Source organism: Heliomicrobium gestii, from assembly GCF_009877435.1.
Taxonomy (GTDB): Bacteria; Bacillota; Desulfitobacteriia; order Heliobacteriales; family Heliobacteriaceae; genus Heliomicrobium; species Heliomicrobium gestii.
The window spans coordinates 275,855-288,579 of the sequence record NZ_WXEX01000001.1 but is presented as its reverse complement, the minus strand read 5'-3'; the positions used below and the strand labels follow the sequence as shown (position 1 = coordinate 288,579).

Genomic DNA, 12,725 nt, shown 5'->3' with positions numbered 1-12,725 from the left:
TTGTTTTCGCCTTTAGTGAGCCCTCTCGTCTGCCTCATGGCACTCTTCGAGACACTCTTCCTTTTCCTCCTCTTTATCGGCGACCATGTCCCGGATGCGATCCAGCACCTGCGGCGCCAGATCGATCAATCGATCCATCACGGCATTGCCGTCAACGGGCAACAGGCGAACAGTTCCGCCGTGGACGACGAGGAAGCCGACCGGTTGAACCGAGACGCCGGCGCCGCTGCCGCCGCCAAAGGGAAGCACCGATTCCGTGTCAGGAATTTCGGGCTTATGGTCGGAGAATTCGGAACCCCCGACGGCAAATCCACAGGCGACGCGCGATACTGGGATGATCAAACTGCCATCCGGGGCTTCCACGGCATCACCAACTACCGTATTCACGTCGACCATCGCTTTGATGCTCTCCATGGCCGTCCTCATGAGCGCTTCGATGGGATGATTCACCTATGTTTTCTCCCCTTCCACCTATACAACGTACTATCTAGGGCTATTTTGGCTGGATGGAAAGGGATTTATGCCATTCAACGCCGTCCAGGCACATGATTTCAAGGGTATAGGCAACTCCCGCTTGAAACCGGCCGATTACGATCATAACGTCGTTGCTATCTGAACCAAACGTTCCGATAACTTCAAGACCTCTTCGATCAGCGCTTCGATTTGTTGGTTTTCCGTCGTTTGCTTCTGGCACTGCGTGGAACTCTTTTCAGAAGAATGGCTGATATTTTTTACTCGACCTTCTATGTCGGTAAGCAACTTTCGCGTCTCTTCGGCGTTATTTTTCGATAGCTCAGAGAGTTGACGAACTTCGCGGGCGACGACGGCGAATCCCTTCCCCTGTTCCCCGCTTCGCGCCGACTCAATGGAAGCATTGATGCCGAGGATCTTCGTTTGATTCGCGATGGTCCGCACAAAGTCAAAGGATTTACTGATTTTCTCGGCCAACTTTGATACTTCTTGTATATCCTGAAACAGGAGGGATTGGTTTGTTTCGATTTCCTTGGACGATTCGACGACTCTCGTCACCATACCGGTAATTTGATGAGCATACTCCCCTAATTGGTGGGCCGCATCTTGCAGGTCTTGTCCGATTCGTTGAATCACATCGAGATTATTGCTGCGAATGCGAGACGATAACTCCTTCATCAGCATCCAGGAAAAGTCCCCTTGTTCCCGGATCACATCGCGAAAACTCGGTTCATCAAGCACCAATAGCTTCGTGTATTCGATCGCCTTGGCGTTGGCGCTTCGCGGCATTCTCTCCAAGAGCGTCATTTCGCCAAAGGTCGTTCCTTCCCGAAGCACAGCCAGGGTGATCTTTTTTTCATTCCTCTCGACGTAAACCTCGATGGCGCCCTGCAACAGGAGGAACATCTCTTTTCCCTCTTCACCTTCTCGAAAGAGAAGTTCACCGACTTGCAAGGTCTTCGTTGAACCGTATTTTTCTAACGCCTTCCATTCCACCTGTTCCCTCACCCCTTAATGCATTCCATCATTACGAACGGAACCTATGGATTGAGAAAATTTTATTTTTGGCGTAGCAAGTATAGTGTCAGACCCCATTAAAATAATACCATATATTACTTTCTAACCCCACGCATCTTCCTTGGCATATCTGTTAAATCACTGCACCGATTCATCTTCATCGGGTTTTCGAAGCCTCGCGCAGAATCGGCAGCTTCCCTTTTTCAGACACGTAAAAAGCCGGGCGTCAACATGATCCCGGCTTTCAGTAGGCTTTCTGTGGGCTTTCAGGTTTACCGATTTGCCACTGATTGATCTATTCTCTCCACTTGACCTTCTTTTTTCTCTCTTGTTGCTTCATCCGGTTGGCGTAGCGTCGAGGCGGGGGAACGATGGTCGGAACGCCGTATTCCTGCTGCCTTTCATTGTGAGGCTTCTCATCGCGTGGCTTCTCTTCGCGCCGCTCCCCCTTGCCTTCCGCCGGCCCTCGACGGTTTTTGTCAAAAGCTTTCGGCATGTTGCCGGGGAAGTAACCGGCATTCCATAAACCGACGACGATAATGTGACCGGGCCGGATGGTGAATACAAAATCCAAAGAAACGTCCAGCCGTTTGCCCCCATAGAGGGGCACCACATTCACCCTCGGCCGGTGGTCTACGTCGTCGACGAACCGATCCAACCAGGCCACCAGCATATATTTGAATGACCAAAGGCTGCCTGCGATCAGCGCCGTATCCAAGGCGTCCCGAGCGCCGACGCGGGTCTCCCAGCGCAGCTGGCGCAGGCAAAAATTGCGTTTTTCCAGACGAATGATCCGGAGGAGCCGCTTCAGTCGCGGCCAGGCCGATGTGAAGACGGTGAAGAAACGGTCAACCCGCTGTTCTGATTGATGGGCTTTTCGCTGGTAGAGCTTCTTGAGACGAACCAAAATGGTCGGCGGTGTTTTTTCCGATTTTACGTCAACCTTCGGCAGGTTGATCAGCTTGAACGGGATGCCAAACAACAGCCAGTTGACGACGAAGTCATCCTTTTCGCCGTTCCTGCGGTAGCGGATTTGCATGGTAAAGGGCAGGTATATGATGAGGACCCCCAGGGCAATGACGAAAACGCCGCCCATGAGGGTCCAGAACAACAGCTTGGTCATGGAACCGCCACCCTCCCATTCGGAAAGATAGCATCCCACAAACCGCCCTAAAATATTCCATTCTTTGGTGAAGGAATCCCAGGATCTCGGTCATCGGATCTTTCTGAAGGGTCGGGCAACTTATCCCTGAATCCGTTTCCCGACGACGGCGATCGCCTCGGCGCGCAGTCGCTCCGCTTCGGCGATCAGCCGCTCCCGCCGAGCTTTCGCGTTGTTCACAAACTCGCTGTCATTGATGGCGGGCAGGTTGATGTCCACACTGAGCAGGGCGCCCTTCAGGGACGCTTCGGCCAGGTAGGCGCCGACGCCCACGTCAGAGATGGCCGTGCTATTGCCGATGGCGGCCAGTCCGACAGCCGCCTCCAATGCCTCGAGACAGGCGTCGCCGATGGCCAGAGGCACCTCGGTGGCCTCGATCGCCGCCGCCTGGCGGGCTTTCGCCCGCGCCGCTTTTTGCTCGTCTGTGTCTTTCGGCAGCTTGTAGACCGCCATAAAGGCTTCAAAAGCATCCATGTCAGCCTGGACAAGCCCTTCCAGCCGCGCCATGATCCCCTCCAGCCGCTTTACCTGTTCCAGCGCCTGCGGCTCTACGTCTTTGTATTTTTCCTTCCCCACAGTCAGGTTGGCGACCATCGCCGCCATGGACGCGCCAAAGGCGCCGGTGATGGCCGAGACGGAGCCGCCTCCCGGCGTCGGTGACGCCGATGCGGCCTGCTCGATGACGTTCCGCAGCGGCCGTTCAAAGATGTCACTCATGTTCCGTTCCTCCTTGCAGCTTCAACCCGAGCAGGACATTGCGGAAGAGCAACGCCGTCGTGCACGCGCCGACACCGCCGGGAACCGGCGAGATCAGCGACGCCCGCTCAGCCGCCTCTTCGGTCTTCACATCGCCGACAATGTTTCCGTCAGCGCCTTCATTGATCCCGGCGTCGATGACCACCGCCCCCGGCGCGATCATCTCTCCTGTCACCAGTCCGGCCTTGCCAGCGGCGGCGATGACGATCTCGGCGCGGCGCACCTCAGCAGCCAGATCCTTCGTGCGGGTGTGACAGACGGTCACGGTGGCGTTGCGCTGAAGAAGCAGGAAAAAGAGCGGCTTGCCCACCGTCTCGCCCCGTCCGATGATCACGACACGCTTGCCCGACAGTTCGATACCGGATCGCTCCAGCAGTTCGATGCAACTCATGGGCGTCGCCGGCACGAGTCCAGGCTGTCCGGCCATGAGATAGCCCCGGTTGAGGGGATGGACGCCGTCTACATCTTTGAGGGGATGGATCGCCTCCATCACCTTCTCTTTGGCGATCTGTTTGGGCAGGGGGAGTTCAACCATGATCCCGTGGACGCCGGCGTCGGCGTTTAGCCGGTCGATGAGGGCCAGGAGGTCGGCCTCCGCCGTGTCGCCAGGCAATGTGAACAGTTCAAAGGCGATGCCCAGGTTGGCCGCCGCCTTTTCCTTGGAACGGGCGTAGACCACCGAAGCCGGATCGTCGCCGGCCAGGATGACGGCCAGTTTGGGCACGATCCCTTTCTCCTGGAGGGCGCTGACCTCTGTTTTGATTTCCGCCCGCAGTTGGGCGGCGATGGCCTTGCCGTCGATGTATTGAGCCGTCACAGGCCCCACCTCGCTCTTGAGCGCCGTTCGTCTAATCGAGATGCCTCGGCGCTGTATTTGTCTCTGTTTTATCGTAAATTTTGTAAAATCACGGGGTGGATGGGACTGCTCGCTAAGGGCTGCGCGGCGGCTCGCTGGGCTGCCTCGCTGGGCGCCAAACCTCTGGGCTTTTCTGCATGTGACCCCTGGCGCCCTTACCGCTCCGCAGCCTGCGCTCGCTCTCGCCGCTCCGCCCAAATCGCTCCCAGTCCCATCCACCCCAGCTTTTCATGGGTTCGGAAAAACGTAGGCATAAAGCGCCTCTTGGCTCGCTATGCTCGCTGCGACAACTGCTTTACGAGAAACTCCTCTACCGTCCGGTTGAAGGTCTCCGGCTCCACCAGCATGGGCCAGTGGTTGCCGACGATGGTGCGCACATCCAGGTTCTTCAGGTAGGTTATGTAGGGCTTCATCTGAAAATCAGCGCGGTTGACGCCTTTTTCCGGTTGGACGAACAGGGTCGGCACGGTGATCGGCTCGGTCAGGCCGGCGACACGCATGACGTCATCGAAGATCTGGTTGCGGGCCGGCACGACGAATTTGCTGCCCCAGCGGCCATCGGGTTTTTGCTCCAGTCCTTCCCGGAAGACCATCTGCTGGTGGTCGCTCCACCCCTGGTACTGCCGCAATCCCTTCGCCAGGGTTTCCGCCTCGGCATAGCTGCCAAAGGGGCCCATGCCTTTTAGGCTGTCGAGGACGCGAAAAAGGATCGGGAAGGACAGTTTCATGATCGCCGGCATCTTGACGATGAAGATCGGGTCGACAAGGAGCATGCTCCGAAAGCGCGCCTTGTGCTCTCGGGCCCAGAGGGGCGCCAGTTTGCCGGTCCAGGAATGGCCGAGGATGTGGGCGTCCTGCCAGCCCAGGTGGTCCATCAAGCCTTCCAAGTCAGCGATGACCTGGCGAAAGGTGTAGCCGCTGTCCGGTTTGTCACTCTCGCCGTGGCCGCGCATATCGGGCGCGACGATGTGAAAACGGTCGACGAGCCGCTCGGCCAGGGGCGTCCAGATCAGGGCATGGTCGCCCAAACCGTGCAGGAGCAGGAGCGGCTCGTTCCCCTTCCCCTTCCATTCCAGGTAAGAGAGGTGTATCCCAGGCAGCGTCAGTTGTCGGCGTTCAGGCTGCATCGGCGTCATACCTCCGGATTGATGTGATCCCCGCGTTCCGTTAGGGGCAGTTCCTCCTGGAGGAAGACCTCCTCCAGCTTGGGCAGGTCCTCCATGCTGCGCAGGCCAAAATGGCGCAGGAAGCTGTCTGTGGTCCCATAAAGGATGGGACGGCCCAGCGCCTCTTTACGCCCTACCTCTTGGATCAAGTTTTTGCCGAGCAACGTAGCCAGGGAGCGATCGGCCTTTACACCCCGGATCTGCTCGATCTCTGCGCGGGTGACCGGCTGGTGGTAGGCGATGATGGAGAGCGTCTCCAGGGCGGCGTTGGAGAGGCCTTGCTGGGGCGCTCGCAGCAGCCGTTCGATGTAGGGGGCGAACTCGGCCCGTGTGGACAGGCGAAACCCGCCGGCCACCTCCTCCAACTGCCACCCCCGCTCCTGCCCGTCATACTCGGCCTTGAGCGCGGCGAGCAGTTCCCGCACCTCCTCTTCGGCAAACCCTGTCGCCTCTGCCAGCGCCTCCACCGAAAGGGGGTCGCTGGAGACAAACAAGAGCGCCTCGATCACGCGGCTCATCGAATTGGGAAACATGGCGGTCAAAGCGAATCCCCCTCATGAGCCATCGCTCTATCCTTGTGATAACGTCAATCGACCCAAATCAACGATGGGCAAACTTAGGAATATGTAGCACCCGGTGAATACAGCGCGATCCGTTCAGAAAGAGCGACTTCAACGGAAAAACTAGATGTTCGAGGCCAAGAGATAGATCTCATCCAGCGCCTCCCGCTGAAGCACGCGCACCTTTTTCAGCCGCACCAGTTCCAGCATGGCCAGGAAGGTGACGATGATGTCGGAGGGACGCCATCGCCCGGCAAAGAGACTGGAAAAGGCGATCGGTTCCTCAGGCGGCCGCTGGGTGATCGAGGCGATCAGTTCCTGCATCCGCGCCTGGACGGAGATCTCCTCGCGGGGGATGTCGGCGACAGGCTCTTCCTTGTCCTGGCGGCTCAAGACCTTGCGCAAGGCTGCCAGCAGATCGCCCACCATCACCCCTTCCAGCGGGTTTTCCTCGCCGAAGAGGTGGGCCAGGGTGGCGGGGTCGACGACTCGGCCGTAGACGCGGTTGCAGTCGACTTCCCGCTCCTTGAGCAGTTCCGCCACCGCCTTGTAGCGGCGATACTCGATCAGGCGATCGACCAGTTCCTGGCGCGGATCTTCCGCCTCTTCGCCCTCGTCTGCCGTCTCCGCTTTGGGCGGCTTGGGCAGGAGCATGCGCGCCTTGATCGCCAGCAGTTGGGCCGCCATCAGCAAAAAGGCGCTGGCCGTCTCCAGATCGAGCTCGTCCATCTGCTGCAGGTAGGCCAGGTATTCGGCGGCGATCTGCGCGATGGGGATGTCGTAGATGTTGACCTGGTTTTTCTCGATCAGGTGGACGAGCAGGTCAAAGGGGCCCTCAAAAACCGGCAGGCTGACCTGGTATGCCATGGCCGGTCAGTCCATGACCCCACGGACACCCATGGCCTCGCGGACGAGTTCCATCGTCTCGGCAGTCTTGGCCCGCGCCTGGAGGCAACCGTCGGCCAGGATCTCGTCGACCCGGTTCGGCTTGTCCAACAGTGTGGCGCGCCGCTCTCGGATGGGACCGAGGATGGCTTCCAGCTTGGCCGCCAGCCGCTGCTTGCAGGCCACACAGCCGATGCCGGCTTTGCGGCACTGGTCGCCGATGTCAGCGACCTCCCCATTGTTGTAGATCTTGTGGTAGACATGGACGACACAGACATCGGGGTTGCCCAGATCGGTCTTGCGCACCCGGCCCGGGTCAGTGACCATCAGGCGCACCTTTTCCTTGATCTCTTCGGCCGACGCCGACAGGGGAATGTCGTTGCCGTAGGATTTGCTCATCTTGCGGTTGTCGATGCCCGGCAGCATGGGCACCTCGGACAGGATGTCCTTCGGTTCGGGGAAGATCTCTGTCTGGTAGAGGTGGTTGAAGCGACGGGCCACCTCGCGGGCCAACTCAATATGGGGGACCTGATCCAGGCCCACGGGCACATGGGTGGCGCGGTAGATCAGGATGTCGGCCGCCATGAGCAAGGGGTAGCCGAGGAAGCCGTACATGCTGATGTCCTTGCCCTTGGCGCCGAACTGCTGGAGCTGATCCTTGTAGGTGGGCACCCGTTCGAGCCAGCTCAAGGGCGTCATCATGGAAAAGAGCAGGTGCAGTTCCGCATGTTCCTTCACCTGGGACTGGACCATGATGGGGCTCTTTTCCGGATCGAGGCCGGCCGAGAGCCAGTCGAGGGCGATCTCGCGGATGCGCTGCTGCAACGCCTCAACTTCATCAAAAGACGTGGTCAGGGCATGCCAGTCGACGATGCCGAAGACACAGTCATAGTCTTCCTGCAAGCGGATCCAGTTTTCGATCACGCTCAGGTGACCGATGTGCAGCCGGCCTGTGGGGCGCATGCCGCTGAAGATTTTTCCCTTGTTCAACGTGAAGACTCCTTCCTGTTATGAACGAATTCATGATTCCTTTTGTTCGAATACCGATCTCTTTTACCGCTGTGACGTCGCTTGAACCAGAGATGACGGTTTCTCAAAACACCCATTGTCCGATCGCCGTTCCCACGGGGAGTACGACACTGTAGAGGGCTTTGTAGAGCGGTCGAAAGAGACGGTCGGAAATGACGGGGAAAAAGACGAGCACCAGCAGGAGGATGGGGCCGTACTGTTCCAGTTGCCGGAGCCATCCTTGGCTGCGGTAGGGCAGGAGGCCGGCGAGGACTTTCGAGCCGTCAAGGGGCGGCACGGGGAGCAGGTTGAAGACAGCGAGGCCCACATTGATGCTGATCATGCTCACCAAGAGGGCGCGGGCCTCGGCGATGTTGCCGAAGCCGACGAAGAGGGCCACTGACAGGATCGCCAGGAACACATTCATCAGCGGGCCCGCCAGGGCGACGAGCATCATGCCCCGCTGTTTGTTGCCCCGGAAGTTGTAGGGGTTGACGCCGACCGGTTTGGCCCAGCCGAAGGGACCAAAGATGAGCATGAGCGCGCCGATCGGATCGAGGTGGGACAAGGGGTTGATGGTCAACCGGCCCTCCCAGCGCGGCGTCGGATCGCCGAGCCAGACGGCCATCCGGGCGTGGGCGTACTCGTGCAGCGCCAGGGCGATCAAAATGGCCGGCGCCCGGGCGATGAGGTCTGTCAGATTAAAATCAAACATGGTGTCCTCCTTTTGCCTCCCCCACCGGCGCATCTCCCTTCACCAGGCGGAGCGCGAAGGCCCGCTCGGCGGCGGCGTCCTCCAGCCGGCCGTCGAGGCGCTCCAGGCGCAACCGGTTCAGGATCCGGGCGTAGACCGGGCCGGGCGGGATCCCTAGCGTTTTCAGTTCTCGGCCGGTGAGCCGGGGACGGGTTTGCCGGATCTCGCGCCAGGCAGCCGTGAGGCGCAGCGTATCGGGGAGCGAAAAGCCGGCGCGCAAGGCCAGGACCGCCTCGTCGGGCCAGTCCCGGAGAATGGCCTCCAAGCGGCTCAAGGGGTGATCGCCCCGCAGCCAGTCCATCAGGGCCTGATTGGTAGCATTCCCTTGATCATGCAGTTTGAACAAGCCCTCCCGCAGGGCCTGCTTTAGGGGGTAGTGGTCGTTGACAAAGCGAAGGCCCTCGGGAGAAAGGTGTCGAGCCAGTACGTAGAAGTAGACGATCCAGGCCCGCTGGGGAACAGGGAGGCCGGCCTCGGCCAGCGCCTTCAGCAAGGGCGGCACGGCCGCCACCTCGACCTCGATCCAGGGCGTCCACTCCAGCCCTGGCAGGAGAAACTCCCAGAGGCCCAATTCGGTCATGCGGCGCAGCGCCGGCGCCGGGTTCTCCTCGCTCAGGATGAGGATGAGTTCATCGACCATGCGTTCATAGGAGAGTTCCCGGATCATCTGCCGGGCGATGGCTTCCCGGGCAAAACCCAGTGTCTGCGGTTCGATGGAAAAGCGATACCGCTGCTCAAAGCGGATCGCCCGCAGGATGCGCGTCGGGTCCTCGACAAAACTGAGATTGTAGAGGACGCGCACGAGCCCCAGTTCCAGGTCCTTGCAGCCCTGAAAGAAGTCGACCAGTTCGCCGAAGCGATCGCCGTTGAGGCGAATGGCCAGGGCGTTGATGGTGAAGTCGCGCCGGTACAGATCCTGGCGCAGGTCGGACGCCTCCACCTGGGGCAGGGCGGCCGGGTACTGGTAAAACTCCCGGCGGGCTGTGGCCACATCGATCTTCTGATCGCCCCAGCGGATGACAGCCGTGCCGAACTTCTCATGGGTGCGGAGCGATCCTTTTAAATAACGGGCCAGTTCGGCGGCAAAGCGAATGCCATCGCCCTCAACGACCAGATCGATATCGAGGTTGTTCACCCCCAGGAGCAGATCGCGCACAAAACCGCCCACCACATAGACCTGCATGCCGTTGCCGTCGGCCAACCGGCCCACGTCTTCGAAGAGTTCGAGGATCGGGGACGGCAGTTGTTCGCGCAGGCGCTGGGCCATTTGCCGATCCGCTCCCACCGTCGCCCCCTCCCCCGCACGCTGGCTTCCAAAGTTGGTCCAGTAACGGACAGGCATGTTCTCGCCGTGCAGGGTGCGCAACACATCGGTGCGGGAGACGATGCCGACCAGCCGTTCCCCTTCGAGGACAGGCAGTCGACCGATGTCATGTTCGATCAGCAAGCGCTGGATGTCGCGAAGCGATGTGTCCGCGTCGACGGTGATCACGTTGCGGGACATGAATCCCTTGACAGGCGCGTGGCGCAGCCCATGGATGAAGGCTTTGTCAAAGTCGCGGCGGCTGATGACGCCGACCAGCCGATCGCCTTCCACGACAGGAAGTCCCGTATGTCCGTAGCGGAGCATGACCTTGCCGGCGTCGTCGATGGTCGTGTCCGGAGTGATCGTCTTCACCGGCGAGGACATGATCTCCCGGGCGCCCCGCTGGGGCCGGATCGACGCGGTGAGGCTTTTCACCAGTTGCTCCAAAATCAAGCCGGCGTCACCGCCCTTGATCGAAGCGGCCGCCGCCGAGCCGTGCCCGCCGCCGCCGAAGGGTTGCACCAGGGTATTGACCCGCACCGCCTCAACGCGGCTGCGGGCGACCACATGGACCCTATCGTGCAGGCGCACAACGGCCACCATCACATCGGGGCTTTCAATGTCCCCCAACTGGTGAACAAGGTGGGAAAGCCCCTCCACATACTCCTCCCGCTCCGCCGATGTGACGACGACGCGAATGCCGTGAATGACCAAAACGACGGTGCGCTGGGTGAGTTCGCGGAGCAGTTCCTTCTGCTCGATCGAAAGGGGACGATCGATGAATTCGTTGATGACCGACAGGTTGGCGCCCCGGCCGAGCAGATAGGCGACCGCAGCGGCATCCCGCTCGGTGGTCGTCGAAAACATGAGTCCGCCCGTGTCTTCATAGATGCCCAGAGCGAGCACCGTCGCTTCAAAGGGCGTGAGGCGGCAGTGACGGCGGCGCAGGATCTCGACGAGGATCGTCGTGACGGCGCCCACGTCCTCCCGAACCAATTGGGATGCCGGCGTATCGCCGGCGCCGGCGGGGTGATGGTCGTAGATGTGCACATCCACATCAGGGTTTTGGGTCAGTTGCCCCAGCGGCCCCACCCGGGAGGCCATCTTGGTGTCAACGAGAATCACCCGTTTCACCTGCTGCGCCGGGATGTCCTTGATCGTCTTAAATCCCAGAGTATCTTTATGCAGCGCCATGAACTCCTGTACATTGGCGCTCAGCTTTCCAGCGAGGACCGGAACCGCCCGGGGGTACAACTTTGAGGCGGCAAAGGACGCGGCGAGGCCGTCAAAATCCGTGTTGTTGTGAGTGAGGATGATCTCCACCGTCAGCCGCCTCCCCGCGCATTCATAACGTACATTATAGCATAGAGACTTTGTTTTTTTCCACTTCTTGCCCATTGACCGCCATCGGATCGGCGGCTCAAAAAAATGAACGGCCCCCTCTCTCCGTGCCTTACGGAAAAAGGGGGCCGTTCCCGTCTCAACCGGCGCTGCTGACGATGATCCCTTTCCCCAGCAGTTCAACGGTCCGCTCCATGAGGTATCGGCTATACTCGCCGGCCTTCAGTTTTTGCTTTGCTTCCAGCAAATCCAGATCGCTTTGCATGAGCGTCAGCGGAGAAATCAGGCCCAACTCGTACCGCTGTTTGTTCCAGTCGTGTTGTCGTGCGACTTTTTCCAGCTCTAATTGCAAGTGTTCCTGGTTCTCCCTTTTCGACGTCACGTCGGCCAGGATATCCTTCAGCGTTTTCACCAGCTTGCATTCTTCATCGTTCAGTTCGTTTTTCATTTCCTTGATCTCCAGGCCCTTTATGGCTTCGTTGTATTCGCTGTAATCATCGTCGTCCTCATTATATTCTTTCAAGTCGTCTTCTTTTTTCTCAATGTCTCTGTGCAGTTGTGACAGTTTCGCATACTGGGAGCGGACAGCCGGAAGCAGTGTCTCATAGGTGGGCAGTTGTCCGCTCGCCGGGGCGTCAAAGGGGAGTAAAGTAAATTTGGCGTCATAGGCGTTGCCGATGGAATCATTCAGGGCGCCTCGCAGACTCGTCAGGGTCTTCTCCGCCTCCGACACAGCCAGGTTGGCGTCGGCCAGGTTCATGGCGATTTGGTTCACCTTTTCTTGGCTGGTGGCGCCGATTTCGAGACGCTTTTTTTCTTGCTCCAAGAGACGCTTTTGATAGTTCGCTTTCTGCAGGAGCATGAGCCGGTTTTGTTCCTGCAACAAAATATCGGTATAGGCCTTTTCCACCTTATACTTCAATTCTTCTTCAAAAACTGCTTGGGCTGTTTTCGCATCGGCTAAGGCGTCTCCGGCGTCACGCAATTTATTCTTCAGTGAATCACGGTTGTTCACGTCTTTGCGATAGCGATCCTCTTCCGATTCAACGGTTTTCTCCTGCAGGGCGATGTTCGCATCGATTTTGGCGATTTCACCGGGATCAGCGTTGCCGGCGGCTTCATAGGCGCGCTTTTGGTCATTCAGCAGTTGCAGTCTCGTCATCGCATCAGAATAGGACGCCCATGAAGCGGGCTGTTCATAATCATCATAATCCTCTTGCGCCTGTTCATAGGAATAATTCGCCCGGAGCGTGTTGAGCTGGTTTTTGACCCCCTCCCGGCTGTTTTGGATGGCCAGCGCTTTCACCTCATCGAGGCGATAGACGCTTTCCGCCGCAAGGGCCGGCGCCAGGGAAAAACTCAACAGGAGGACGATCGCCAGCGGAAGGATCGTGAAGACGGCAGCGTTGCCTTTTGTCACAAGCAGCGCTCCTTTCCCGGGTA

Annotated in this window: 12 protein-coding genes; all 12 read right to left on the bottom strand. The window is 59.1% G+C overall.

The annotated features are described in order from the left end of the window. Window positions 1-12: 12 nt before the first annotated feature. Window positions 13-426, bottom strand: a complete 414-nt coding sequence (gene ytfJ / locus GTO89_RS01360; RefSeq protein ID WP_170294325.1) for a GerW family sporulation protein — start codon at window positions 424-426, stop codon at window positions 13-15. Between the two features lie 168 nt (window positions 427-594). Further along, on the bottom strand, window positions 595-1,467 hold the full coding sequence (locus tag GTO89_RS01355) for a methyl-accepting chemotaxis protein (RefSeq protein WP_161260252.1): 873 nt from the start codon (window positions 1,465-1,467) through the stop codon (window positions 595-597). A gap of 316 nt (window positions 1,468-1,783) precedes the next feature. Further along, window positions 1,784-2,611 carry a DUF2953 domain-containing protein gene (locus GTO89_RS01350; protein ID WP_161260251.1) on the bottom strand — a complete coding sequence of 276 codons (828 nt, stop codon included), beginning with the start codon at window positions 2,609-2,611 and terminating at the stop codon, window positions 1,784-1,786. Window positions 2,612-2,731: 120 nt separating this feature from the next. After that, the gene (locus GTO89_RS01345) at window positions 2,732-3,367 is read right to left on the bottom strand and encodes a cyclodeaminase/cyclohydrolase family protein (RefSeq protein ID WP_161260250.1); all 636 of its coding nucleotides are present in this window, start codon (window positions 3,365-3,367) and stop codon (window positions 2,732-2,734) included. Next, on the bottom strand, window positions 3,360-4,223 hold the full coding sequence (locus GTO89_RS01340) for a bifunctional 5,10-methylenetetrahydrofolate dehydrogenase/5,10-methenyltetrahydrofolate cyclohydrolase (RefSeq protein ID WP_161260249.1): 864 nt from the start codon (window positions 4,221-4,223) through the stop codon (window positions 3,360-3,362). Before GTO89_RS01340 ends, GTO89_RS01345 begins: the two co-directional genes overlap by 8 nt. A gap of 311 nt (window positions 4,224-4,534) precedes the next feature. Then, window positions 4,535-5,389: an alpha/beta fold hydrolase gene (locus GTO89_RS01335; RefSeq protein ID WP_161260248.1), complete on the bottom strand. Its 855-nt coding sequence runs from the start codon at window positions 5,387-5,389 to the stop codon at window positions 4,535-4,537. Window positions 5,390-5,394: 5 nt separating this feature from the next. After that, window positions 5,395-5,961, bottom strand: a complete 567-nt coding sequence (gene scpB / locus GTO89_RS01330; protein WP_161260399.1) for an SMC-Scp complex subunit ScpB — start codon at window positions 5,959-5,961, stop codon at window positions 5,395-5,397. Between the two features lie 150 nt (window positions 5,962-6,111). Further along, complete coding sequence (locus tag GTO89_RS01325; protein WP_161260247.1) at window positions 6,112-6,855, bottom strand: segregation and condensation protein A; 744 nt, start codon at window positions 6,853-6,855, stop codon at window positions 6,112-6,114. 6 nt (window positions 6,856-6,861) lie between these two features. Further along, complete coding sequence (trpS, locus tag GTO89_RS01320; protein ID WP_268894587.1) at window positions 6,862-7,863, bottom strand: tryptophan--tRNA ligase; 1,002 nt, start codon at window positions 7,861-7,863, stop codon at window positions 6,862-6,864. Between the two features lie 103 nt (window positions 7,864-7,966). Then, window positions 7,967-8,596, bottom strand: coding sequence for a site-2 protease family protein (locus GTO89_RS01315; RefSeq protein ID WP_161260246.1), 630 nt, complete (start codon window positions 8,594-8,596; stop codon window positions 7,967-7,969). After that, window positions 8,589-11,264, bottom strand: a complete 2,676-nt coding sequence (locus GTO89_RS01310; RefSeq protein WP_161260245.1) for a CBS domain-containing protein — start codon at window positions 11,262-11,264, stop codon at window positions 8,589-8,591. The genes GTO89_RS01315 and GTO89_RS01310 overlap by 8 nt, the downstream gene beginning before the upstream one ends. Window positions 11,265-11,421: 157 nt before the next feature. Beyond that, window positions 11,422-12,702 carry a CDK5 domain-containing protein gene (locus GTO89_RS01305; RefSeq protein ID WP_161260244.1) on the bottom strand — a complete coding sequence of 427 codons (1,281 nt, stop codon included), beginning with the start codon at window positions 12,700-12,702 and terminating at the stop codon, window positions 11,422-11,424. Between the last annotated feature and the right edge of the window lie 23 nt (window positions 12,703-12,725).

Excerpts from the sequence above, each read along its gene's own strand:
- GTO89_RS01325 (WP_161260247.1), bottom strand. The coding sequence starts at position 6,855 with ATGGCATACCAGGTCAGCCTGCCGGTTTTTGAGGGCCCCTTTGACCTG.
- GTO89_RS01350 (WP_161260251.1), bottom strand. The coding sequence starts at position 2,611 with ATGACCAAGCTGTTGTTCTGGACCCTCATGGGCGGCGTTTTCGTCATT.
- GTO89_RS01335 (WP_161260248.1), bottom strand. The coding sequence starts at position 5,389 with ATGCAGCCTGAACGCCGACAACTGACGCTGCCTGGGATACACCTCTCT.
- GTO89_RS01345 (WP_161260250.1), bottom strand. The coding sequence starts at position 3,367 with ATGAGTGACATCTTTGAACGGCCGCTGCGGAACGTCATCGAGCAGGCC.
- ytfJ (WP_170294325.1), bottom strand. The coding sequence starts at position 426 with ATGAGGACGGCCATGGAGAGCATCAAAGCGATGGTCGACGTGAATACG.
- scpB (WP_161260399.1), bottom strand. The coding sequence starts at position 5,961 with ATGTTTCCCAATTCGATGAGCCGCGTGATCGAGGCGCTCTTGTTTGTC.
- GTO89_RS01315 (WP_161260246.1), bottom strand. The coding sequence starts at position 8,596 with ATGTTTGATTTTAATCTGACAGACCTCATCGCCCGGGCGCCGGCCATT.